The organism is Arthrobacter psychrolactophilus (assembly GCF_003219795.1).
GTDB lineage: Bacteria > Actinomycetota > Actinomycetes > Actinomycetales > Micrococcaceae > Specibacter > Specibacter psychrolactophilus.
Map to the genome: position 1 here is coordinate 337,144 of NZ_QJVC01000002.1, position 23,478 is coordinate 360,621.

The 23,478-nt window shown below is 60.4% G+C and carries 18 protein-coding genes; 4 read left to right on the top strand and 14 right to left on the bottom strand.

Annotated features, from left to right (window positions below; translation table 11 throughout):
* Window positions 1-48: 48 nt before the first annotated feature.
* The 3 genes from CVS30_RS03930 to CVS30_RS03940 are packed head-to-tail and all read right to left on the bottom strand — an operon-like array spanning window position 49 to window position 3,377.
* Complete coding sequence (locus CVS30_RS03930; protein WP_110483992.1) at window positions 49-1,044, bottom strand: glycosyltransferase family protein; 996 nt, start codon at window positions 1,042-1,044, stop codon at window positions 49-51.
* 54 nt (window positions 1,045-1,098) lie between these two features.
* Entirely contained in the window at window positions 1,099-2,220 is a 1,122-nt protein-coding gene (locus CVS30_RS03935) for a glycosyltransferase (RefSeq protein WP_110483993.1), read from the bottom strand.
* Window positions 2,221-2,267: 47 nt separating this feature from the next.
* Window positions 2,268-3,377, bottom strand: a complete 1,110-nt coding sequence (locus tag CVS30_RS03940) for a glycosyltransferase family 2 protein (protein ID WP_110483994.1) — start codon at window positions 3,375-3,377, stop codon at window positions 2,268-2,270.
* 54 nt (window positions 3,378-3,431) lie between these two features.
* Here CVS30_RS03940 and CVS30_RS03945 point away from each other — a divergent pair, with 54 nt between their 5' ends.
* Together CVS30_RS03945 and wecB are read left to right on the top strand one after the other, a co-directional pair.
* A complete protein-coding gene (locus CVS30_RS03945; RefSeq protein ID WP_110483995.1) occupies window positions 3,432-4,574 on the top strand; it encodes a glycosyltransferase family A protein in 1,143 nt (380 codons plus the stop codon).
* A gap of 44 nt (window positions 4,575-4,618) precedes the next feature.
* Window positions 4,619-5,683, top strand: coding sequence for a non-hydrolyzing UDP-N-acetylglucosamine 2-epimerase (gene wecB, locus CVS30_RS03950; protein WP_110483996.1), 1,065 nt, complete (start codon window positions 4,619-4,621; stop codon window positions 5,681-5,683).
* Window positions 5,684-5,836: 153 nt separating this feature from the next.
* Here wecB and CVS30_RS03955 read toward each other — a convergent pair whose 3' ends face one another.
* The 10 genes from CVS30_RS03955 to glf all read right to left on the bottom strand — a co-directional run bounded on the left by CVS30_RS03955 (window position 5,837) and on the right by glf (window position 18,177).
* Window positions 5,837-7,003, bottom strand: a complete 1,167-nt coding sequence (locus CVS30_RS03955; protein WP_110483997.1) for a glycosyltransferase family 4 protein — start codon at window positions 7,001-7,003, stop codon at window positions 5,837-5,839.
* Window positions 7,003-7,995, bottom strand: a complete 993-nt coding sequence (locus CVS30_RS03960; RefSeq protein WP_110483998.1) for a Gfo/Idh/MocA family protein — start codon at window positions 7,993-7,995, stop codon at window positions 7,003-7,005. Before CVS30_RS03960 ends, CVS30_RS03955 begins: the two co-directional genes overlap by 1 nt.
* 3 nt (window positions 7,996-7,998) lie before the next feature.
* On the bottom strand, window positions 7,999-9,090 hold the full coding sequence (locus CVS30_RS03965) for a DegT/DnrJ/EryC1/StrS family aminotransferase (RefSeq protein WP_110483999.1): 1,092 nt from the start codon (window positions 9,088-9,090) through the stop codon (window positions 7,999-8,001).
* Entirely contained in the window at window positions 9,087-9,683 is a 597-nt protein-coding gene (locus tag CVS30_RS03970; RefSeq protein ID WP_110484000.1) for an acyltransferase, read from the bottom strand. The genes CVS30_RS03965 and CVS30_RS03970 overlap by 4 nt, the downstream gene beginning before the upstream one ends.
* A gap of 43 nt (window positions 9,684-9,726) precedes the next feature.
* Window positions 9,727-11,016 (bottom strand): nucleotide sugar dehydrogenase, encoded by a 1,290-nt coding sequence (locus CVS30_RS03975; RefSeq protein WP_110484001.1) that lies wholly within the window; start codon window positions 11,014-11,016, stop codon window positions 9,727-9,729.
* Between the two features lie 274 nt (window positions 11,017-11,290).
* Window positions 11,291-13,369, bottom strand: coding sequence for an acyltransferase family protein (locus tag CVS30_RS03980; protein ID WP_110484002.1), 2,079 nt, complete (start codon window positions 13,367-13,369; stop codon window positions 11,291-11,293).
* Window positions 13,366-14,094, bottom strand: coding sequence for an ABC transporter ATP-binding protein (locus tag CVS30_RS03985; protein ID WP_110484003.1), 729 nt, complete (start codon window positions 14,092-14,094; stop codon window positions 13,366-13,368). Before CVS30_RS03985 ends, CVS30_RS03980 begins: the two co-directional genes overlap by 4 nt.
* A gap of 1 nt (window position 14,095) precedes the next feature.
* Window positions 14,096-14,974 carry an ABC transporter permease gene (locus CVS30_RS03990; protein WP_110484004.1) on the bottom strand — a complete coding sequence of 293 codons (879 nt, stop codon included), beginning with the start codon at window positions 14,972-14,974 and terminating at the stop codon, window positions 14,096-14,098.
* Between the two features lie 6 nt (window positions 14,975-14,980).
* Entirely contained in the window at window positions 14,981-16,900 is a 1,920-nt protein-coding gene (locus CVS30_RS03995; RefSeq protein WP_110484127.1) for a glycosyltransferase, read from the bottom strand.
* Window positions 16,901-16,992: 92 nt separating this feature from the next.
* Entirely contained in the window at window positions 16,993-18,177 is a 1,185-nt protein-coding gene (gene glf, locus CVS30_RS04000) for a UDP-galactopyranose mutase (protein ID WP_110484005.1), read from the bottom strand.
* A gap of 247 nt (window positions 18,178-18,424) precedes the next feature.
* Here glf and CVS30_RS04005 point away from each other — a divergent pair, with 247 nt between their 5' ends.
* Window positions 18,425-22,447 carry an FtsK/SpoIIIE domain-containing protein gene (locus CVS30_RS04005; RefSeq protein WP_146233334.1) on the top strand — a complete coding sequence of 1,341 codons (4,023 nt, stop codon included), beginning with the start codon at window positions 18,425-18,427 and terminating at the stop codon, window positions 22,445-22,447.
* A 5-nt stretch (window positions 22,448-22,452) separates the two neighbouring features.
* Here the strand turns inward: CVS30_RS04005 and CVS30_RS04010 are convergent, their stop codons facing one another.
* Window positions 22,453-22,893 carry a hypothetical protein gene (locus CVS30_RS04010; protein WP_146233335.1) on the bottom strand — a complete coding sequence of 147 codons (441 nt, stop codon included), beginning with the start codon at window positions 22,891-22,893 and terminating at the stop codon, window positions 22,453-22,455.
* Window positions 22,894-23,183: 290 nt separating this feature from the next.
* On the opposite strand from CVS30_RS04010, the gene CVS30_RS04015 reads away from it, so the two are divergent.
* Window positions 23,184-23,432 carry a WhiB family transcriptional regulator gene (locus tag CVS30_RS04015; protein WP_038469266.1) on the top strand — a complete coding sequence of 83 codons (249 nt, stop codon included), beginning with the start codon at window positions 23,184-23,186 and terminating at the stop codon, window positions 23,430-23,432.
* Window positions 23,433-23,478: the final 46 nt, after the last annotated feature.

Genomic DNA, 23,478 nt, shown 5'->3' on the forward strand with positions numbered 1-23,478 from the left:
TCCCGTTCCGTAGCCGCCGAATAACAGTGGCGACGGAGCAGGCCGCTCCTAGCCGCTGATGCGCTGGTACAACTCCTGCAGTCGCGGCACATAGGCGGCAGCATCATAACGAGGCACGGCCCAGTCGGCTCCGCCCAGGCGAGCCGAACTGCTCTGCGGCTCGGCCACGGCCTCAACAACCTGGGCAACGACGTCGGACAGCTCGCCTTCCATGACAGGGGGCACGCTTCCGTCGTCGGGCCGGGGCAGGCGGCTTCCCAGTGCCGCAACCGGAAGTCCCATGCACATGGCTTCAAATTCACTCGTGGAGAAGTAATTCGACGCCTGGCCAATCCCTACGGCAGAGCGGCTGAGCTGCTCGTAGTACTGCTGCTGCGGCATCTTTTCCAACAGACGAACACCATTGGCCTCTGCTTGGGCCGCGCCCGGACCCCAATTCAGACCGACTAGATCTGCTTTGCCCGCCAAGGCCCGAGATAGTTCCTTGGCGAGTTCCAGCTGCTTGCCGACACCCTTGTCATCGTCCCACCGGGAAATAAACATCACCTGCGGGCGCGCCTCGGGCTTCCATTGCGGAAGCCTCGGCAAGTCAACAACCGAGGGAAAGAATTCAGCGTCTGATCTCGCCGTCGTGGCGTCATCTTGGTTGTCGGTGTTGGCATAGAAAACATGGGCAGCCCCGTCGATGGCCCGTTGGATCTCATCGTGGAAGGCGGCGGCCTTCCACTGCTGCCGAATGTCCGTACCGTGCAACGTCAGAACATACGGGCGTTCCGGCATGGCCCGCTCCTTGATTAAACGCACACTTGTTCCGTAGTGCACGTGAACCACATCAGCTGCGTGCAGAGCGGCACGCCGTCGTAAAACATAGGGCACAAAACGGGCCTTGGCCAAGAGGGGGTTCTTGGGGGCAGCCGTCATGGGCCGCACCTTCTCCGGTGGCAGGTAGCCCCAATCGATTCCGGCTCGAGCGGCCGCGCTCACGAGGGATCGGGCCACGAAGGCACAGTCGTTGAACTGAAGTACTTTAGCTTCGCTGGGCATCTTGGGGGCTCCTGCAATCGGCAATGGTTTGGCTACCTGGGTTTGTGGGTTGGCTCAGGCTCGAGCCAAAGCGGCGGTGTACGCCTCATCGAAGAGTCGTCCAATGGCCTCAGGCGAGAAGCGTGCCCGGATGGGTGCGGCAAGGTCCTCTGCACTGACATGTTCAAAAGCTGCAACCGCGGACATGACGGCTTCTCCCAACACCTCGGGAGTGGCCTCGTCCACGAGCCTGCTATTGGAATCGTCGGCATAGTCACTGAAACCGCCGACCCTGGTAGCGACAACGGCCCGGCCAGCCGCGAGGGCCTCAGCGGCGGAGGTAAAGAAGTTCTCCTGTGCGGTAGGGAGGAAAAACAAATCTGCCGCCGATAGATGCTTGGCAACTTCTGCCGGGCGCACGGAACCGGCCAGGGTTATCTGGTCGTTGAGCTTCAGCTCGGAAATCAAGGCCTCACACTCGGCCCGCTGTGGGCCCTCGCCAACCCAGGTCAGGTACACCTCCAGGCCTTGTTCACGCAGCCAAGCCACGGTTTTAATGGTTGTCAGGGGACGTTTGCGTTCGATGAGCCCGCCAACCGCCACGAGCCGCAGGGGCGTGGCAAAGGACGTTGGAGCAACCGCTCCCCTGCCCTTGACGACACAGGGAACCACACGGGCTGCGTTGGGACGGGCGAATTTCTGCATCTCTGTGGCCAGCTGCCCCGTCACACCCGTGACAATATGCGGGAAGCAAAGTACCTTCCGGATCCAGGAAAGTTTCTCCCAACGAGGGGAAACGCTCGCCGGATTAACCACACCATTCCAGTGCTCCGTGTGAACCCACGGCCGTCCACGCCCAACTACCGTGCGTGCGCCCCATGCTGGCAGTGCCGCCAAGATCGAGGAGAAAGCCATCGTGTGAACCATGTCGGCCCAGGCCATCTCCTTGTGCAGCAAACGCTCCGCAGCCACAACCGTCAGCGGGCGCTTCGGATCCGCCAAAACGCGTCGGACGGGGGTACCCTCCCATTCATCGAGCAGGGCAGCAGGCATGGCCAAGGTAGTGCCCAGCCTGACGTGCACCACGCGCACCTCGTGCCCCTGACCCCGAATAGCCTCAACATGTTCGGCGTTAAAAGGTGCCTCAGCAGGGTTTTCCTCGTGGGGGTACCAGGTGGCAATGACCAGGATCTTCATGGGTTCCTTGAGTGGGGTGCGAGAGGGAAAGAATGTTTGGGAGAAAACTATGAAACGAGTGCGGAGGCGCTCATAAAGCGAAGTGGCGCCTCCGGATGCAGCAGCTGGGAGAAGTCGCGCGGCAGCCAGGTGCGGGGGTTTGTGAACGTGCGACGAAGCGTCGCCAACGACTTCATGGTGCTCGGGTCACTTTCCTGTCGGACCACGGCGTCCAGAAGATCACGATCCGCCAAGGATAGGGGACGGGCGGCGCCAGGTGCGGCAAACAAGAGCGTTCGCGCCACCTCCGCCATTTCGGCCGCGTCGTGGGCATTCCAGCTTCCGCTATCGGCGCGCAGGAACACATGCCCAAAAACGTGTACCCGCAGCATCTTGGTGACAAGGGCGGACTTTTGCATCTCGGCCAACGTGGCAAACCACTCAGAGGTGACTAAGTCCGTGGCGAAGGCGAGATCTTCACTGACACTTCGCGGGGTGGCTGTGACACGCAGGACCGCGTCATCGTGCACGAGATACCGTGGCAAGCCCCGACCGTAACTGATCTTGGCACCGGAGAACCACAGCTGAGCCGAGAAGGATTGGTCCTCTCCCGTTGCGTAGTTGGTGGGAAATTCCAAGGCCAAGGACCGTACGAGTGAAAGCTTCATGATCCCCAAGGGTGCGGTGCGGTAGCTCAGACGATCCGCGACGGGGTTGAGTGCGGTGCGGTGCCGGCGTCGCACGACGGGGGTTCGGATAGTTCCGGCTCCGGCGTGAGCCATGGGCGCTATGAGAACGTCGGCATCATCTTGTCCGGCGGCCGCCACCCAGCTGGCGAGGGCGCCAGGTTCCAGTGAGTCATCGCTTCCCATGATGGAAACCCAGGTGCCCGAGGCCAGGGAAATACCATGGTTGAAAGGGCCTGCGGGGCTCTTGATCCCATCCGAATACTCCACAAAGCGGACCCGGTCCCGGTCCCTTGGCGCAACGCGTGCCCGAATCGCCGCGAGCTCCGTATTGTGGCAGACCACGGTGACTCGTAAGCGGTTGCTGGCGGTGCTTTCCGTGGGCAGCCCCGACTCCATGAGCGATGCCACGGTACGCTCAATGGGGCGGTCCGGTGTATGTACGGCAATAACCACGTCGACGAGCACTGAGTCCTGAATATCGTTGTCCACCCAGTAAGGTTATCGCGGAACCTTGGAACGAAGCCTGCACAGGAGAACCCGGCCATGAGCCAGAGCATTGAAGTCGTCATACCCGTGCATGATCCTGCACGGCCATTAGAACGTGGTTTGCGTTCAATTCTGCGCCAGCAAGAGGGTCTTGCGGCCCTCGGCGTCGAGCTCCGTGCCACCGTGGTGTGCCACAACATTGCGCCCGAGGACATCAAAAGCAGTATCCCCGCCGACCTTGCATCTCACGCTTCCGTCGTCTGGTTACACCATGCTGATGGGATCAAATCACCGGCAGGGCCGCGCAACGTCGCCCTCGATGCCAGCTCCGCCACGTTCTTGTGTTTTCTGGACTCGGATGACTTCCTGGAGGCAGGATCGCTGGCTGCCTGGTGGCAGCTCGCCGAGGCCCGGACCGCAGCCGCCGTGATTGCTCCGCTGCGCACCCCCGAGGGAAATATCCTCCGCTCCCCCAGAATTCGCCCAAGCAAGCCTGCCGTCCTCAACGCGGTCAAGGACGGTCTGGCTTACCGCAGCGTTCCTTATGGCTTATTGCGCAGATCCTCGCTGCTGGCTATTGGCTTCCGCTATGCAGAAGGCATAGCGACGGGTGAAGATATCACCACAACACTCAAACTCTGGTTCCGGGCCGGCACCATTTGCTACCCCTACGATGCGCCCGCCTATCACCAGACTGACGATTCCGGGCCGAACCGAGTCACCAGTTCTATATTGCCGCTGGCGGAAGAATTTGCCTGGCTCGACGGGCTCCTGACGGAACCCTGGCTGTTGAGCGCGCCCGAAGTGGAACGCCGGGCCGTGGCCTTGAAGATCTTGCGAGTTCATGGGGTTGGTGCGCTCCTGCGCCGAGCCGCCTTTGAACCCGCCGCCGGGCAGGAACCATGGAACAGCGGTGAGTCCCGCCGTTGGAGTGTTCTCTTGGCGAATCTGAAGACCTTTGCCGGAGGCGGGCTTCCCGCTCTCTCCCGAAAGGATGCTGCGCTGTGTCTGGCCGCGACTAAGGCGCAGGACCAGCGAGAGCTGCGGGCCGCCGTCGTACTTCATCAAAAATCTGGCCGCCAGCAAGAGCTGCTGACGGATCAGCCGTGTGGTGTGCTGTCGCGGGAATCGGTGCTCCGGCACTACCTCAATGAGCAGCTGCGCTCAAAAACCGGGGTGTACGCCACACCTGAGGTCTAGGCCCCGGTGCCATGAGACGGGCCAAGACCCCTTAAGCTGGAAGCATGCGAATTTTGAGTGTGGTGGGCGCGCGCCCCCAGTTTGTCAAGCTTGCCCCCATCGCGAAAGCCATGGAAGGCCGGGCCGAGCACGTTATTGTCCACACCGGACAGCACTATGACGAGCTCATGTCCGATGTTTTCTTCCAGGATCTCGGCATTCCTGCCCCGGACTACAACCTCGGTGTGGGATCGGGCAAGCACGGGGAACAGACTGGCGCCATGTTGGCAGGTCTAGAGAAGGTCTTCGAGGAAGCCAAACCCGATGTTGTGCTGGTGTACGGTGACACGAACTCCACCCTGGCCGCGGCCCTCGCCGCCGTGAAGATCCACATCCCCGTGGCTCACCTCGAGGCGGGGCTGCGCTCGTTCAACCGCCGTATGCCCGAAGAACACAACCGGGTCTTGACCGACCACGCCTCGGATCTGCTGCTCTCCCCCACACAGGTGGGCATGGAACACCTGAGCAACGAAGGCCTCGCCGAAAAGTCCGTCATGGTGGGCGATGTCATGACCGATGTCCTCTACCAGGTGCGCGAGCAGCTCGCCGCTCAGGGACAGCCGCTTCCGGCCGAGCTTGAGGCTGGCGGCTACTATGTCTGCACGATTCACCGCCCGGACAACACCGACGAGCCCGCGCGGTTGAAGGCCATCATTGAATCCCTCTCGGCCCTGAGCAAGCCGGTGCTGCTGCTCGCTCACCCGCGCCTCAAGGCCCTTGCCGAGACTCACGGCATTGACCTTGCTGCCGGCTCGATCGTGCTCAACGATCCGCTGGCTTACCCGCAGCTGGTCAACGCCGTGGCCAATAGCGCCGGCGTTGTGACCGACTCGGGCGGATTGCAAAAGGAAGCCTTCCTCATGCGCGTCCCGTGCACCACGATCCGCCCCGAAACCGAATGGGTGGAGACGGTACAGCTGGGCTGGAACGTGCTCGTGAACGAGGATCTCTCGCTTTTGGCCGGTGCCGTTGAGCGCCAGGCCCCCGCACCGACGGATGCCACCCCGTATGGCGATGGCCACGCGGCCCGCCGCACGGTCGATGCTCTCTTGGAAGCCTTTAGCAAGTAACTTCTACACCGAAGGCGCCGAGTTCGATGGAACTCGGCGCCTTCGGTGTCTTATCGTCTCTTCGGGGCACAGGATGCCCCGAGCGGCACGAATGTTCCGTCGAGCATCCTATTGACCACCGTATTATCGATGGTAACCGGCTACCTCGGCGTTTTAGGCTACGGCTGCGAGGACCGCCGTAGCAGCAACTCGGCCCGCGGCCTGCAGTGAGGCGTTATCCGCCACCCACTGGACACGATCCTCGGCGCTCTGAGAGCCGCCCAGCGTGGAATCAGCCAACATGGCGATCATTGCGTCGGCAACAGCCCGTGCATCGTAGCTGGCACCCATTCCGAGCCGCCCGGACTCGATGATGGCGGCTCCATCGCCTTGACCGGCAAAGATCACCGGCGTGCCGCATCCGGCCGCAGCATAAATCTTCGTGGGCTTGGCAAAGTCATAGCCCTGATCCGGTTTAATGCTCACGAGAGCAGCCGCGGCGCCTCGAATCCACTCGGCTGCCTCGGCCGGAGGAATCACACCACCAAAATGCACGGCGTCCGGAGCTGCCGTAGTAGCAAGCGCCTTGAGGTTGTCCTCGTCGGTACCTTGGCCGAAGAATCGGATCTCGGCATCGGGGTACTGAGCCCGCACTAGGGGAAGTGCCTCGATGAAGATTCCGGCTCCCTGCCACTCGCTCATAGTGCCCGTGTAAACAAAGTACGGCTTCTCGGCGGCAGGAACAGCGCCCTGCGGCGTGAAGATGGCGGTATCCACACCGTTGCCAACAACATCAATCAGATCTGCTGAAACACCGAATTTGGCAACCTGTTCCGCCACGGGATCAGAGACGGCAATGACCTTAGTCGCACCCCTCAAGACAAATCCCTCCAGAGTGCCCATCACCTTCTTGACGACTTTGGGAACATCCATGGCCGACAGCGCCTCGGTCCAGACGTCTGCCGCGTAGTACACGTAGGGACGACGGCGCAGCTTCGATGAGAGCGCAACGACGAGCCCTGTTGTTGGCGGCGGCTCTGACACCACGACATCAGCGTCTACAGCCAAGAGGCGGAAGAACGCAGGGATGTCAAAGCTCAGGTATTGGACATAGCCACGGACGTTTCCGCCAGCGTCCCGCAGCACAGGCCAACGACCAAGCCTATAGGACGGCTTAAACAGGCCTGACCCCTTGGGCGGAGTGGTCGTGATGACATGAACGTCAGCACCCTCCCCCACAAGACCATCAACGAGGGCCTTTAAGCGGAAAGCCGCCGCCCCCACCTCCGGTGCAAATAACCGGGTGGTGACGACGACTTTCAACGGATTCTTTGTTGCCACTAAGACAGAATCCTTACGGGCTGCCCGGTGCGGGAAGACTCCAGCACTGCCTCTGCCACAACGAGCGTGTCCTGACCTTCGGCCATGGTGACAACATCATTGCGCAGACCCAAAACAGCGTCGCGGAACGCTTCGTGTTCTGTGCGCAACGGTTCCGGTTTAGCGATAGCCAGGCGGGTGACGTTGCCTTCGGATACTCCACGGAAAGCCGCCATGGAATCCCACTGAGTGGCAACCGTACCGTTTTCGTAGAATGTCAGATCGGCTGTGACGGTGTCGGCCACGAAGGCACCCTTTTCGCCGGTGACGATGGTCAAGCGTTCCTTCATAGGGGAAAGCCAGTTCACTAAGTGGTTTGTGATGACACCGTTTTCAAGCTTACCAGTGGCAGCAACCATGTCCTCGTGGGGACGGCCGCTGCGCGTGGTGGTCTGCGCGAAGATCGACTCGAAACGGCTCTGTGCAAGCCATGCTGTCAGATCTATGTCGTGGGTACCCAAGTCCTTGACGACTCCAACATCGGCGATGCGGGACGGGAACGGTCCTTGGCGACGGGTAGCGATCTGGTAAACCTCGCCCAGCTCGCCGTCTGCAATACGCTGACGCAGGGACTGCAGCGCGGGGTTGAACCGCTCTATATGTCCGACGGCGCCTACCAGTCCCCTAGCGGCAAAGGCCTCAACGAGGCGCTGGCCAGCAGGTGCGCTAGCGGCAATGGGCTTCTCCACGAGGGTGTGAACGCCGGCTTCGGCCAGAGCCAAGCCAACTTCCTCGTGCATGCCGGTGGGAACAGCGGCAACTGCCATGTCGATGCCGGCCGCGATGAGTTCCTCAACGCTATGCAGAACGGGGAGTTCCTTGGCAACACCGTGCGGATCGCCGAAAGCGTCGGCCACGGCGACTAGGTCAACGCCCTCAACTTCACGAATGACGCGGGCGTGATGGCGGCCCATCATGCCCAGACCGATAAGACCTACGCGCAAATTAGCCATGGTTTAGGCACCGGCCTTCACGATGGTGTTCACGGCGGTGACGATACGTTCCAGATCGTTCTGCGACAGTGACGGGTGAACCGGCAGGGACAGAACTTCCTTGGCAGCGATCTCCGTGTTGGGCAGTTCATCGGTGCGGTTGAACGAGGGCAAGCGGTGGTTCGGGACCGGGTAGTAAACGCCGGAACCGATGTTGAACTCCGAGCGCAAACGCTCATGCAGCTCGTCACGTCCTTCAGGCACACGGATCGTGTACTGGTGGTAGACGTGCTCTGCCCCTTCAGCAACCTTAGGCGTTCCGACGCCTTCAAGGTTGGCGGTCAGGAATGCTGCGTTGTCTTGGCGTTGCTTGGTCCAGCCCATGACCTTAGTTAGCTGCACCCGTCCGATGGAAGCGTGCAGGTCCGTCATGCGGTTGTTGAAGCCGACCAGTTCGTTCTGGTACTGGGTTTCCATGCCCTGGTTGCGCAGCAGACGCAGATTGCGTTCAACAGTGGCATCCGAGGTGGAGACCATGCCACCTTCGCCGGAGGTCATGTTCTTGGTGGGGTACAGGCTGAACATGCCGAACTTGCCGAAGGTTCCGACCTTCTTACCGTTCAGTGCCGCACCGTGAGCCTGCGCAGCGTCCTCGTACAGGTCGATACCGTGCTTCTGCGCCAACGCGGCAAAGGCCTCCGCAGCGAACGGGTGACCATAAAGGTGCACGGGCATGATGCCCTTGGTCTTGTCGGTAATGAGGGATTCCACGTGAGCTACATCGAGGGTGTAGTAATCCAGCTCGATGTCGGCGAAGACAGGCGTGGCACCGGTCAAAGCAACCGAATTGCCGGTGGCAGCAAAGGTGAAGGACGGAACGATGACCTCATCGCCCGGACCAACACCCGACGCCAACAAGCCCAAATGCAGGCCCGAGGTGCCGGAGTTCACGGCAACGCTGGCGCGGCCGTCAAGGAGTACCTGCGAGAATTCAGTTTCAAATTCTGCAACCTGCTTGCCCTGCGCCAACATTCCGGTCGCCATGACAGCATCAACTGCCGCACGCTCTTCGTCGCCAATAATCGGTTTTGCTGCGGGGATGAATTCCTGGCTCATACGTTGTCCTCTGCCTCTTTAAGGGAGTTTGAATCTTCAATATATTTTGATCCTGTTTCCGGGCACACCCAGAAACCTTCGTCCTGTTTGAGCGGGAAGCCGGCTTTGCCGACCCATCCCAAGCGACGGGCGGGGACGCCTGCCATCAAGGCAAACGCAGGAACGTCTTTCGTGACGACGGAGCCAGCCGCAATGGTGGCCCACCGTCCAATGGTCAAGGGTGCGATGCATACGGCCCGGGCGCCGATCGATGCGCCGTCTTCGATCGTGACGCCGACGGGGATCCAATCGTGGGCACTCTTGAGTGAACCGTCCGGACTAACCGCACGCGGGTAAGTGTCATTGGTCAACACAACGGCCGGGCCAATGAACACTCCCTTGCCGAGGACGGCAGGTTCGTAGACAAGCGCGTAATTCTGAATCTTGGTGTTGTCGCCAATCTTCACGCCCGTGCCAACATAGGCGCCTCGGCCTACGATGCAGTTCTCACCGAGAACCGCATCCTCACGTACTTGGGCAAGGTGCCAAACCTTCGTGCCTTCGCCAAGGACCGCTTGGTCCGCAACATCGGCGCTGGGGGCTATATAACTCAAACTGATACTCCTGAACGGGATCGGATACGACTAGGTGTTTCCCTTACGCCTTGCCAATGACACGGTACGTTACGCCGGTCCACTTCTCAGCTAAGCTGACGCGACGGCCGTCGATGAAGACCTTCACACCCGGCAGTTGCGTGGGGGTTAGTTCGCGGTATTCAGCATGATCCGCTTGGACAACGGCAGCATCAACGGGCTCGCCCAAGTGATACGGTACAAAGCCGAGCTTACCCAGTTCCTCATCCGTGTACATGGGGTCATGCACTAGGGCTGTTCCGCCACGTCGATTGATAGCCTCAACAGCGTCGAAGACGCCGGAGAATGCGGTTTCCTTGACCCCGCCTCGGTAGGCCGCACCAAGAACGACGACACGTGCCCCGGTCAGATCCCCGAAGGCACCTTCCAGAAGACCAATGGTGTAGTCAGGCATATCGGCGTTGGCCGCGCGTGCTGCACGAACTACGGTAGCTTCCGGATCGTTCCACAGGTACAAGCGCGGGTAGACGGGGATGCAGTGTCCACCAACGGCGATGCCGGGCTGGTGTATGTGGCTGAACGGCTGCGAGTTGGACGCGTCGATGACCTGATAGATGTCAATCCCGGTCTTAGCCGCGAAGCGCGCGAACTGGTTAGCCAAACCAATGTTGACGTCGCGGTAGGTGGTTTCGGCCAGCTTAGCCAGCTCGGATGCCTCGGCGGAGCCCAGGTCCCACACACCATTGGCACGCTTGAGGTCGGGGCGCTCGTCGAAGTCGAGAACGGATTCGTAGAACTCCACGGCCTTAGCAGCCCCCTCATCGGACAGGCCACCCACCAGCTTGGGGTACTTGCGCAGATCCTCGAAGACGCGGCCGGTCAATACACGCTCGGGAGAGAAGACGAGATGGAAATCGGTGCCCTCACTCAGACCCGAGCCGGCCTCGAGAGCAGGCTTCCACCGCGTACGGGTGGTTCCCACGGGAAGCGTGGTTTCGTAGGCAACCAAGGTGTTCGGGGTCAGGTGGCGGGCCAACTCGGCCGTGGCAACATCCATCCAACCAAAGTCGGGGTTGGCATCCTTGTCAACAAACAAGGGAACTACCAAAACCACAGCATCGGCCTGGGGAACAGCCTGTGCATAGTCCGTTGTCGCACGCAGCTTTCCAGCCGGAACCAGCTCGGCAAGCTTTTCCTGCAGATGAGCCTCGCCCGGGAACGGCTCCTTGCCAGCATTCACGAGGTCCACAACAGCTTGATTGACGTCAACGCCAACCACTTCGTGACCCTTGGACGCAAACTGAACTGCCAGAGGCAGACCGATCTTACCGAGTGCGATAACTGCAATCTTCACGTGTTGTAGCCTTTTCTTTCGTGCATTGATGGCTGGGAGGGCTGGATAATTCTGCCTATTCCCATATAGAAGAATACCGGCTTGTGGCTGAATCTCAGTGCTGGCGCGACCCAACGCAGTTTCAACAAAGTCGTGGCCAACTTATCACGGCTATATTTGTGGTAGCTGCGTGACTCTCGCTGGATCCCGGGATCAGCGTTCTTCGCCGAGAACCTCCGTGGCGAGGATTGCATCTACTAGGGACGGAGATCACACACTTGTCGACGGCCAGCGGCTATGGAAGCGCCAATTTCTTGGTCAGCAGGGTCTCCAGCGTCTCCGCGAAGGTCGTGGTCAAGTGGTTGTCTCGATAGACCAAAACATTGCCGATCACCGGTGGGCAGGAGTTCCCCACACAAAAGAACGAGGTCGGGTCGATGACCTGGACATCACTAAGCTTCTCGGCGGCTGTCAGCAGTGGATCCTTAGTTTGCTGCCTCACGGTGACACACTCCGGGGATTGCGCACCGTTTCTCGCAACACAATCCGGGATGGATCGCTCCGGGTAGGGGTTATCGGCAATGACGCTGACCTTGATCCCGGCTGTTAGGAGCGGACGAATCATCTGTTCATAGCCATCGACGACGACGTCATCGCTCTCCCACCTCCAGTTCAGTGATTCATTGTAGCCGTGGGGCGTCATGGCGGAGATGACGACTCGATCGGGTTTTTCGCCGAGGATCTTGTCGAGGGAGACAGCGTTCTGGCTCGAGCAGTTCGTGTAGGTGACGGTGGCGCTTGCGGCGGGGGCCGCATTGAAGGGGCAACCATTACGAACCATGGCCCGCACCCGCCAGCCGTGTGTCTTGGCCATGGCTTCGAGCGGTTCCAAATACTGTCCCGCGTGTGAGTCACCAATCAAGACCAGCGACTTGGTTCCCGTGGGATCTCCGTATCGACACATGGAATCGTCGATTTTTGCCGGGTCGTACGCGGCACAACCGTCCCGATAGAGCCGTGTCTTATCCTTCATGGCAATCGCCGGATCGGGGATAATTTCGACCCCCTCGCGAACTTTCACATTCCGGTCCGTGTCCAAGGCCAAGGCGCCTGGATAGTCCGGCGTGGCGAGATCCGACACGGTCTGCATCGATTTCGCTTGCACCACGGACCAGGGCCCGGCCGCGCTGAGGCAACTCAGTAAGATCAAGCCCGCCGCCAATGCGAACGCCGATCGATTCTGTACTCGCGGCGGCTGATTCCCTTCGCCGGTGGGCGTTGCGGGCTTCCCGTGACGGAAGCGCTGCTCCACGAGGTGGTAGCTCAGGGATGCGAGCACGAGGCTGAGAAGCAGAATGCCGACGCCGGCCACAATCCCCGGCTGCTGCCCGGCAAGCAGGATGTAAAAGACGATGACGGGCCAGTGCCACAGATACAGCGAGTAGGAAATATCGCCGAGGTAGGTCAGCGGACGCAGGCTCAAAAACCGGGAGAACCCGAACCGATCGAACTCCGCAACGCCCTTGCCTGGCGCCCCGGCGACGATGATGAGCACCGTCCCTAGGACCGGCACGAGCGCGATGTAGCCGGGGAATGCCATCGTCGTCGTAACAGTCACGGCGCTCACGAGCACCATGGCCAAGCCGATCCACCCGGCAGCTAGCTGGGTGAGCGAGTTGAGCCGCAGGCGTGAGAAGACAAGGGCCGTGATTCCGCCCAGCGCCAGCTCCCACATTCGCGTGGTGGTGGCAAGGTAGGCGAAGTCGTGGCTTTGCCTCGAGAACACGATCGAGTGGATGAGCGACGCCGCGGCCAAGATGAGCAATAACCAGAGGGCGGCGCTCTCGGCGCCTCGTTTGATGAGGCGCGCACAGGCCGCGGCCACGAGCAGCAGCAAGGGAATGAGTAGGTAGAACTGCTCCTCGACGGCGAGCGACCAGAAGTGCTGTACAGGGGAAACCAGCTCCCCGGCGGCCTCATAGCTGGTGGATCCGAACGCCTGGTTCCAGTTTTGAACTTGCAGTGCCGACGCCACGACGTCCCGCGCCACCTCCTGCCAGCGGCTCTGTGGCAGAACCACGACGGAGGCAACCATGACGCCGAGGAGAACCAGGGTGCTGGCAGGAAGGAGCCGCCTGATCCGTCGAGCGTAAAACGTGCCTAGTCCGATGCTCCCGGTTTTGGCCAGTTCCCGCACCAACGATCCGACGATCAGGTATCCGGAGATGACGAAGAAAATGTCGACGCCGACAAAGCCCCCAGGCAAACTTCCGGGATAGAGGTGATAAATGATGACGAGCCCAACGGCCAGGATTCGAAGCCCCTGAAGGTCAAGGCGTTTGGCACGGGTGCCGATCGTCGAATCCTGCGTCACTGCCCACGCATCTTGGCGACGGCGTCGTGAATGGGGCCGTCGAAAATGATCTCACCGTGGTCCAGCAACACGCCGCGGCCGCAGATTCGCGAAACCAGGTCAAGGTCGTGGCTGACCACGACAAGGGTCTTGCCCTGTCCGGCAAGTTCTTGAATCTTGGCAATACATTTCTTCTGGAACGGCTCATCGCCGACCGCCAGAATCTCATCCACGAGGAAGACCTCGGGGTCCGTGTGCACGGCCACGGAGAAGGCCAGGCGCAGGTACATGCCGGAGGAGTAGAACTTCACCTCGGTGTCGATGAAGTCGCCGATCTCGGCGAAGTCCACGATCGACTGGAACCGTTCGTTGATCTGGTCCTCGGTCATGCCCAGGATGGCACCGTTGAGGTAGACGTTGTCGCGGCCGGAGAGGTCGTGGTGGAAGCCGGCACCCACCTCGATGAGTCCCGCGACCCTGCCACGGGTGCGCACGGTGCCGGTGTCGGGAATCATGACGCCGGAGATGTGCTTGAGCAGGGTCGACTTGCCGGAGCCGTTGAAACCAAGCAGGGCCACTGTCTCGCCCTGCTTAACGTCCAGATCCACTCCCTTGAGCGCATGGAACTTCTCGGACAGATCACCCTTGCGTCCCTTGATGAGCCACACGAAGGCTTCCTTGATGGAACGGGAATGGCGCAGGACAAACTGCTTGTTAATGCCTTTTACTTCGATTGCCGTGGTCATCTTAGAGCTCCTGCGCGAATCGGCCTTCGAGCCTGCGGAAGGTCAGCTGACCCCACAGCAGGATTCCTGCCGAGATAATAAGTGCCACGGGAACCCACAAGGAGAGCAGATGCGGCGGAATGCTGGTATTGCCGTCGGTAGTAGGCAGCCAGAAGGCGTAGTGGAAGGTCTCCACGGCGACCGTGATGGGGTTGAGTTGATAGATGGTGAACCAGACCTCGCCCAGCTTGTTCTGCACCATGGTCCAGGCGTACATGACCGGCGACGCCCAGGTCGCGATCATCAGAAGCATGTCGACGAAGTTTTCCGAATCACGGAAGTACACATTGGCTGCACCGAACAACAAGCCAAGGCCCGCGGCCAGCAGCGCCACAATGATGAAACCGATGACGGCGGCCGCCAGCTGGAGCAGTGAGGGATGCCAGCCGGTGAACAGGCATGCGGCCAGCAAAATGACCAGCTGCGGGAAGAAATGAACCGCCGAAACCCACACCGACGCGATGGGGAAAAGCTGGCGTGGTAGATAAATCTTCTTGATCAATCCGCCATTTCCAACAATGGAACGGGAGGCGTTTCCTAGGGCTTCCGTAAAGAAGTTAATGAGGACAATGCCGGAGAACAAGTAAATTGCGTAGTTCGGCAAACCCGACTTGTTCGTGGGGCTTTGTTCCAACCCAAGGAAAACACCCAACGCGACATAAAAGACCACAAATTGAACGCCGGGCTTGACGTAAGACCACAACAGGCCCAACACCGATCCGCGGTAACGAACCTTGAGTTCCTTGCGTACCAAGAGCTTGAGCAGGAACCGTGCCCGCACCACATCTGCTAGTCCGCCACTGACTCCCGGGCGGACTAGCTCGTCATTCATTTGGGACATGAGCGTTTAGTTCTCGTTCTTTTCGCTGTGTGCTGCGAATGTCTTTTCCCACGCAGCAATGGAGGTAATCTCAGCCAACGCATTCTTGTACTGGGTACTCAGGCGCTGCCAATCCTTCAGAAGTGCGGCGTGGAGCTTAGCGCTCTCGGCCATCATCCGGCGCAGCTGCTTGGGATCCCTCTTGTACCAAGATGCTCCGGTACCTTCGGCGTTGGAAACAACGGCCGAATCGTACTGGGACATGCGCCACCAGCGGTTGTCCTGGTGCGGAACGTTGGCCTGCGGGCGTTCCTTGGCAGTCTCGGAAACAGGAGCTGAGAGCTGGCGAACAACTGTCTTGGCAGCCCAAGGAAGAAGTCCCACATAGGAGGGAGGCGTAACACCCTGGCCATGTTTCGGGGGCTTGTCCATCTTCGGTGCCGGGTAGGAATCCGGATCCGAGGAGAACTGCGAGTCGGAGTAGCCATTCATCATGGTGCGAATCTCCGGCAGCTTGCCTGGCAAGAGATCGTGGAGCTGATCCGGGCCGGCGAGCAAGTCGCGCAACGCCATGATGCGTCCCTGAGCCGTTGCGTACTGCATCGACACGAGGTGCTTGACGTCGTAGGCGTACGACTGGCGGACAACCTTGCCACCAAATTCGTAAGGGCTGTGGATCAGAGCCGCGATGAAGCGGTTGCGAGCGTGGAAGTAAGCCTGCCAGCCGACAAGGTCGTCCTTGTCGATCCAGGACACGTGCCACACAGCCGAACCCGGCATGGAAACCGTGGGGAATCCGGCAGCCTTGGCGCGCAGACCGTACTCGGCATCGTCCCACTTGATGAAGACAGGCAGGGACAGGCCGACTTCGCGAATGACTTTGGTGGGGATCATGCACATCCACCAACCGTTGTAGTCCACGTCAACGCGGCGGTGCATCCAGCCGGTGTGGCGCAGGTTCGAGCCAACAAAGTCATGACCGAGGGTCATGTCGCCACTGGGCAGATCTGGTTGGAAGGAGTACGGGTTCACGATTTCACCGAAGGTGTGCAGCACCGTGCGGTTGTAGAGGTCAAACATGTGCCCGCCAACAATCGTCGGGGTCTTGCACAAATCTGCGAAGGTCAACAGACGGATGATGCTCTCGGGCTCCACGACGACGTCGTCGTCCATGAGAAGAGCGTAGTCACTGCCATTCTCAACGGCTTCGTACATACCGCGAGCAAAACCACCGGAACCACCGAGGTTGTCCTGATTGATGATGCGCAGCTTGCCGGCGAGGGCTTCGGCTACCTCGGCAAAACCTTCTGCGTCGGCGACCTTCTGGCTACCCTGATCAACGAGGATTAGTTCCTTCACGTGCTCCAATGCCTGCGGGTTTTCCGCGAGCAGGCGCAGGTTGTTGATGCAGAAATCGGTCTTGTTTAGGGTGGTGATTTCCAGCGTGATGGCCCCAGGCGTCTTGGTTTCCCCCTCGGACTGCCACTCTGCCTCATTCAGGACCAGAGGGGTCGAACCGGCCAACAGATCGAACCAGTACCAACCACCGTCGCCGAATGGTTTCAGGGACAGATCGAAATTGCTGACAGCTTCGCCATCAACCCGCACCGAGTCAACGCGTTGCAGGGCACCGCGAGCGTTGGACTTGTACACAATGACGGTCCCTGTACCGCTCGTTGAAACCGATAGACGAATGTCCTGAACTGTGGTCCAACGGCGCCAGTAGCTAGCCGGGAAGGCGTTGAAATACGTCCCGAAGGAAACACGTTCACCGGAACGTACCGCCGTGGAATAGCGCGAGAGGAAGTCCTCAACGTGGACTTCCTTACTGGGTGCGCTCACTGTCTGCGTCAGCTTGGCATCGCGCATAGTATTGGCGGCACCAAGAGTGGGTAGCTGAACACCCACGGCTCCGCCGGTGTCCATGTACAAAGGAGCCGTGTCCATCTGGCTTTGCTTGGGCAAGATGACCCGCTGGAGGGTGCGCCACTGCTGGGACTCGGGTGCCGCCGTCGTGCTTTCCAATGACTCGGTTACGCTCACGCGTCAACTCCTCCGCTTTGCAGCTTCGCTCCGCCAGTGAAATGCGGCTTGATCTTGTTGTCATACATGTTCAGCGCAGAGCCAATGGCCATGTGCATGTCCAAGTACTTGTAGGTGCCCAGGCGGCCACCGAACAGTACGTCCTTCTCGCCGCGAGCCAGATCGCGGTAGGCCAGCAGCTTACTGCGATCATCGCTGGTGTTGACCGGGTAGTACGGCTCGTCGCCCTTTTCGGCGAAGCGGGAGAACTCGCGCATGATGACGGTGGCGTCCTTGGTGTAGTCGCGCTCCGGGTGGAAGTGGCGGAACTCGTGGATGCGCGTGTACTTCTGCGCCTCATCCGGGTAGTTCATGACGGCGCAACCCTGGAAGTCTTCGATGGGCAGGACTTCCTGTTCAAGGTCGATGGTGCGCCAGGACAGATCGCCCTCGGCGTAGTCAAAGTAGCGGTCAACGGCGCCGGTGTAGATGACCGGAACCTGGCCGGTGACAGCCTTGCGAGAGTACTCGCCGTCGTCGAAGAAGTCGGTGTTCAGCACAACTTCAATGTTCGGGTGATCCGCCATGCGCTCAATCCACGCGGTGTAGCCGTCAACCGGCAGACCCTCGTGGGTGTCGTTGAAGTAGCGGTTGTCATAGTTGTAGCGGACAGGCAGACGGGAAATGATCTCGGCCGGCAGGTCCTTGGGATCGGTCTGCCACTGCTTGCCCGTGTAGTGCTTGATGAATGCCTCGTAGAGGGGGCGGCCGATAAGCTGGATGCCCTTGTCGTTGAGGTTCGCCGGATCGGTGCCCGCGAGTTCGCCGGCCTGCTCCTGGATCAACGCACGCGCCTCACCCGGGCCCATGGAGGAACGGAAGAATTGGTTGATGGTGCCCAGGTTAATCGGCATCTGGTAGACCTCACCCTTGTGGGAGGTGTACACCTTGTGCTGGTAGTTGGTGAACGCGGTAAAGCGGTTCACGTACTCCCACACGCGCTCGTTGGAAGTGTGGAACAGGTGCGCCCCATAACGGTGCACCTCGATGCCCGTCTGCGCCTCGTTCTCGCTGTAGGCATTACCGCCGATGTGGTGACGGCGATCAATGACGGCTACCTTCAATCCCAACTCGGTGGCGGCACGTTCTGCAATGGTCAGGCCAAAGAAACCCGAACCGACGACGACTAGGTCAGCGTTCACAAACTCTCCTGTGTAGCTAGGTAGCAAATAATAGGCACAATCGTGCCGTGGTCTACCTCCTTAGGTTACCCGAACGTTACCGTTTGCTTGTTCCTACGTGGCCGCGCTCACAGGGATTTACTAGGATCATTCCTCCACAGGGACGGCCAGCTGCCTTGCTCTTCACAAAGCACGACGGCGGACCCCACCACCGCTGTTGCCGCGCCTAAGCTCGTGGAACAGCAGCATTGAGCAGGCGGGAGTGACCATGGAATTAGAGCTCACGGTTGTGGCAGGGCCGGGTATCGACGCTTTTTCTCCTACCGAGTTCACCGCTGTCTGGCCAGGTTCGGACGCAGGAAGCAGCTGCTCCGGTGTTTCACTGCGAAAGGCTCTGGAGAAGCGCTGGCCTGGCTGTTCCTTTTCTCTTAGCGGCGAGTCCCTGGATGCCCTGCGGTGTGGAACGGCCCCGCTGCTCGATGGGGCTGTGGTCGTGGCGCAACCATCTGCCACCTTGCGCCCGGGAGGATCTTCCTCGGGATCCTATGAGGGCATTGCCGCATTCTTATGTGTGTGCGCGGGCCCCGAAGCCGGCAAGGTGTTCGCCCTGCAGCGTGGCCGGTACACGCTCGGCCGAGGCCACTGCCGCCTCACGATTGCCGACCCCGCCTTATCTCGGCACCATGGAACCTTGTGTGTGACTGCCAGCGAGATCACGCTGAACTCAACCCCAGGATCCAGCGGATTCCTGCTTCGTCGAGGCGGCAGCTCTCCCACTGCGAGCGCGAAGCCCCTCAAGGGAACGCACCTCTTGACCGTCGGTCAGCGGGTGCAGTGTGGCTCTTCCATAGTTGAACTGCGATTGCCCGTGTCAGCTCAGGTCACGGAAGCCGTCGCGGTTGGCGGTGCTCGCCTCTTGAATACTGCTGCTCTGGAGTCACTGGTTATCCATCAGGACACGAATCCTGTCCGAAATCGAGTGGCCATGATCCTCGCAGGAACGCTCCCTTTACTTTTGGGCGTTGGCTTGGCCTTGCTGATGGGATCTTGGATGTTCCTGGCCTTCTCCGCCATGGGAGCCATTGCCGTTCTGGTTCCCCTGTTGGGCGGTTCAAAGCGGCGAAAGGCTTTTCGTGCGGCGGTGACCCGCGCCGCAGGTGCTGACGCAGCGCGCCAAGCCCTGGCGTTCCCGGATGCCGCGTCGCTCATGTTCGAGGCCGACTCTCCTGAGAAGGCACAGCCCCGCGGCCAGCCACGTGCGGCCCCGTTGACGGAGCTAGCCGTGCGTCTGGGCATTGCGGATCAACGCGCGGCTGTGGCCGTCTCCCCCGCGGATACGACCTTCACTCCGCCAATCGTTGCCGGGCTTCCCTTCACCGTGCCATTGGGATCAAGCGCTGTCACGATCGGCGGCCCGTCGGCCCCTGTAGGCAAGTTACTTAACTTTGTGCTGATGCAATTGGACGCCGCCCATGTGCCCGTGGTGTTGTGCGGTCACGCCGAGGACCTCCCTTTGGCAGCGCGGTTCCTGCCTCGCACCACACTGGTGGGTTCTCTGGCTGCGGCCGCCACAGCGTTGGCTGCCTACCGAACGGATACTCAGGGGAACCCGGGCGCCGTCCTGCTCTCCCTTAATGAGCCGGTGAGTGATCTGCTAGCCGCGATGCCAGGCCTATCCGCCCTGTGCTTTACGATTCCCTCCGCCGGCTCTCCCCTCGTGGAACTCCAGACAGTGGGCGATCGACTTCGTGGCACCTTCGGCGGCCAGGACTTTGTTCCCGACGGGGTTCCGGCTGTGGTTCTTGATGACTACGCCCGGTCTCGAGCGTTGCAGTGCGCCGAGACGAAGGGGCTCGACGATGTGGGGTTACGGCCCAACACCCTTCCACCGCCAGAGCTCTGCTCGGTCTCCGCGATTATGCAAGAGTGGGAGCGAACGGCCGGCGGATCCTTAGCCCCCGTTCGGGTGGGATTGTCAGCCACTGGCCCAGCACGCTTTGATTTCGTACGAGACGGTCCGCACCTGCTAGTTGCAGGGACCACCGGATCCGGTAAGTCGGAACTCTTACGCACCATCATTGGCAGTCTCGCCGCGTCGCATTCCCCTTCCGATCTGCAATTCGTGTTCATCGACTTCAAAGGTGGCGCCGGACTCGGGACATTAACCAAGCTCCCCCACAGCTGCTCGCTCATTACCGACCTCAGCGGCCACGGCATGAACCGCACGCTCGCATCCCTGAGAGCAGAGCTGCGTCACCGTGAAGTAGCCCTCGCGAGGGTCGAAGTGACCGACAGCCAAAGCTATCGAACGCGCAGACGTGAAGCTAGCATGCCACCGGGCACCCCAGCCATGACACATCTATTCATCGTCGTCGACGAGTTCAGGATGCTCGTGGACCAGTTCCCCGACGCTATGAACGAACTCATGCGGATCGCCGCCGTGGGAAGATCCTTGGGCATCCATCTGCTGCTGGCAACCCAGCGGCCGCAGGGCGCCGTGAGCGCCGATATCCGAGCTAACGTCACGAGTTCCATCTGTCTGCGGGTGCAATCCCCATTTGACTCAACGGACCTGATTGGTACGCCCGTCGCGGCGACCATTGCCGTGGACACTCCCGGGCGGGCTTTTATCAGTCGTGCCGGCGCCACTCCTGAGGAGTTTCAAAGCGCCACCCTGCGGTTGCACAGCACTGATTCCGACACGACGCCGACTCTTGAGCTGGCAAGCGAACGCTTGTCACGGATGCCGCATCTGGACGCCCAGCTAGGCTTCCAGGACAGCGATATTGCCACGATGGCCGCATTGCTGTCGGCGGCGTGGGAGCACTATGCGAACCGTACCCAGCAGCAGTGTGCGCCCCACGTTGTCGCCGCAGAGTTACCGACGGCTGAAGAACTAACCGCGGCTTTTCAATCCCGCAGCATGGACCACCGGCAAGACGGCACAGGCGTAGAGCCAGGCGTGCTGCTGGGGATCATTGATGTCCCCAGCCAGCAATGCTTAGAAGAGCTCCGCTGGAATCCTGAGCTCCACTCCCATCTGGCCTTCTTTGGCACTGCAACGGAGAGTTCCAACGCCATCACCATGCTTGTGCAACAGCTAGTATCGGCCATTCTGGAGCCCAGCAGCCGGGAGCCTTTTGTCGTGTATCTACTCGACGGCGACGGATCCTTGAAGAACCACTCACTCAATGACTGTGTGGGCGCCTACCTCACTCCGGCAGATCTCCGGGCCGCTGCCCGGCTCCTCCAACGGCTCGTGGAGGCGGCACAGCAACATCCTGAGCACTGCCTCATCTTGTGTTGTTCCGATTGGGGTCGCTGGCTAGCAGTCTTCAGGTCCAGTCCCTGGCACGAGGCCGAGGACGCCATGAGCGAGCTGATTCGTTTCGGTCAGAGCAACCTGGTCGTGGTCATCGGCGGCGCTCGCGAACTCGTCAGCGCACCCTTCCTTGCGACCATCCCCAACCGCATATATCTCACGCAGGGCAGCAGCTCCGAGTCAACGGCGTTGTGGCCCCGCCTCCCCGATTTCGGCCCCGCGGCAGGCCGTGCCGCCATCACCGGGCCCATTGCCCGCAGCGCCACCCCCGGTACGACGACCACCGATGATTTACTCATTGTCCAACTGGGCGCGCCCAGCCAGAGCAGTGTCTTCTCGGAGTCGAGCTACACCACCCGTGCCGGACACCGAGCCCAAGATATTTTGCAGCTCACTGCTCTGCCGTGCACGCTCACCCTGAGCCAACTGCGACAGGCCCTGACACAGACACCGTGGCCCACGTCTAGAACCACAGCCGAGCCCCGCACGGCGGCGAGGAGATCACTGCTTCTGGGCCTCGGCGGGGACGGACATGAGCTCGTGCAAGTCGTCGTGGAGCCAGGCTCCGTGCTGCCCGTCATCGGATCGCCGGGGTGCGGCAAGTCCAGTCTGCTGCGGCTTCTCGACCAGCTAAACCATCAAGAGGCACCCAGGCACATCAGCTATCTTGACGATGCGAACACGCTTCCACCGGACCGCCTTCGAGAGGCCACGGAATGTGTGGCTCAGGGCGAGATCCTGGTGATTGCTTTTTCGTACCCGGGTCTAGGTCTCGCCGCGCTCCCGCTCGAATGGGGTCTACGGGCGCCGCAACAGGGCATTGTGGTGTTCCCTCAGCGCCCGAGCGATGCCGAACTCTTTGGCGTGCGGCTGGACACCATGGGCGCAGAACCAGCAGGCCGGGCGGTTCTTCTCGACCGCGGTAGGCGCAGCTGGTTTCAATTCCCCTATGTCGAGGGACCTGGGTGATGCCGCTAAAGAACGGCCGTGCCTGCTCCGTCAGCATCAGCAGCTGTGCGCTGTGTAAAGGCGACCACCGTAGGGGTGAACAAATAATAGGCCGCGGCCACGGCGGGCAGCAACATGACCAGTCCCAAGCCGATGTAGCCCTCCAGCAGCGCGGGAACAGCCAGTGCCACCATCAACAGCTGCCAGACAAAAGCCGCCGATCGGGTCCAGCGCATTCCCTTGAACACGTTAACGGCCACGGCACTCATACCTGCGGCCATGGCAGCTAACAAGACAATCAGGAAGATTCCACTGGCCACCGAGACCTGCGTCGTCGAAAGAGCCGAGACGATGGCCCAGACCGTTGCAGCAGCCAGAGCGAGGGCCTCTAGGGCAACCACGCCGGCCACGACATAGACTCCTAGCGGCCGGTGCGTGGGCAGCGACGCCGCTGTTTTTTCTGTCATTTCAGGCTTCTGAGACTCGGTCATATCAGTGGATTTCTTTGCTTCCTTATGCACATCAGCACCCTATCGGACATTCCTACGTAGCAGTCATTTGGTGCTCATGCATTGTGATGTATCGCTCATGGTTATACGCTAATAATTCCATCATTACCCCTTGTTTACACAGAGTTAACATGACAGGCTTAACTCAATGACCTAAAGGGGCCCAAATAGGCCCCTTTCTCTATGTGGCATAAAGTGAAAATTTTCACAAGAAGCCTTTTGTTTTTAATAAGGAGTGAGTGATCAGCATGGACTGGCGTAGTCGCGCAGCCTGCCTTGACAAGGACCCGGAACTGTTTTTCCCTGTGGGAAACACCGGCCCGGCCCTTCTGCAAATTGAGGAAGCGAAGAGCGTTTGCCGTCGCTGCCCCGTGATCGACACCTGTTTAAAATGGGCTATCGAATCCGGCCAGGATGCAGGAGTTTGGGGCGGATTGAGCGAAGACGAACGTCGCGCCATGAAGCGCCGCGCAGCTCGCGCCCGTCGCGCCAGCTAGTTCTTCACCACCGAGCCTGCAAGGTCTCGACAAGCTCATGTACTGA

Excerpts from the sequence above, each read along its gene's own strand:
- CVS30_RS03930 (WP_110483992.1), bottom strand. The coding sequence starts at position 1,044 with ATGCCCAGCGAAGCTAAAGTACTTCAGTTCAACGACTGTGCCTTCGTG.
- CVS30_RS03935 (WP_110483993.1), bottom strand. The coding sequence starts at position 2,220 with ATGAAGATCCTGGTCATTGCCACCTGGTACCCCCACGAGGAAAACCCT.
- CVS30_RS03945 (WP_110483995.1), top strand. The coding sequence starts at position 3,432 with ATGAGCCAGAGCATTGAAGTCGTCATACCCGTGCATGATCCTGCACGG.
- wecB (WP_110483996.1), top strand. The coding sequence starts at position 4,619 with ATGCGAATTTTGAGTGTGGTGGGCGCGCGCCCCCAGTTTGTCAAGCTT.
- CVS30_RS03960 (WP_110483998.1), bottom strand. The coding sequence starts at position 7,995 with ATGGCTAATTTGCGCGTAGGTCTTATCGGTCTGGGCATGATGGGCCGC.
- CVS30_RS03965 (WP_110483999.1), bottom strand. The coding sequence starts at position 9,090 with ATGAGCCAGGAATTCATCCCCGCAGCAAAACCGATTATTGGCGACGAA.
- CVS30_RS03985 (WP_110484003.1), bottom strand. The coding sequence starts at position 14,094 with ATGACCACGGCAATCGAAGTAAAAGGCATTAACAAGCAGTTTGTCCTG.
- CVS30_RS03990 (WP_110484004.1), bottom strand. The coding sequence starts at position 14,974 with ATGTCCCAAATGAATGACGAGCTAGTCCGCCCGGGAGTCAGTGGCGGA.
- CVS30_RS03995 (WP_110484127.1), bottom strand. The coding sequence starts at position 16,900 with ATGGACACGGCTCCTTTGTACATGGACACCGGCGGAGCCGTGGGTGTT.
- CVS30_RS04005 (WP_146233334.1), top strand. The coding sequence starts at position 18,425 with ATGGAATTAGAGCTCACGGTTGTGGCAGGGCCGGGTATCGACGCTTTT.
- CVS30_RS04010 (WP_146233335.1), bottom strand. The coding sequence starts at position 22,893 with ATGACAGAAAAAACAGCGGCGTCGCTGCCCACGCACCGGCCGCTAGGA.
- CVS30_RS04015 (WP_038469266.1), top strand. The coding sequence starts at position 23,184 with ATGGACTGGCGTAGTCGCGCAGCCTGCCTTGACAAGGACCCGGAACTG.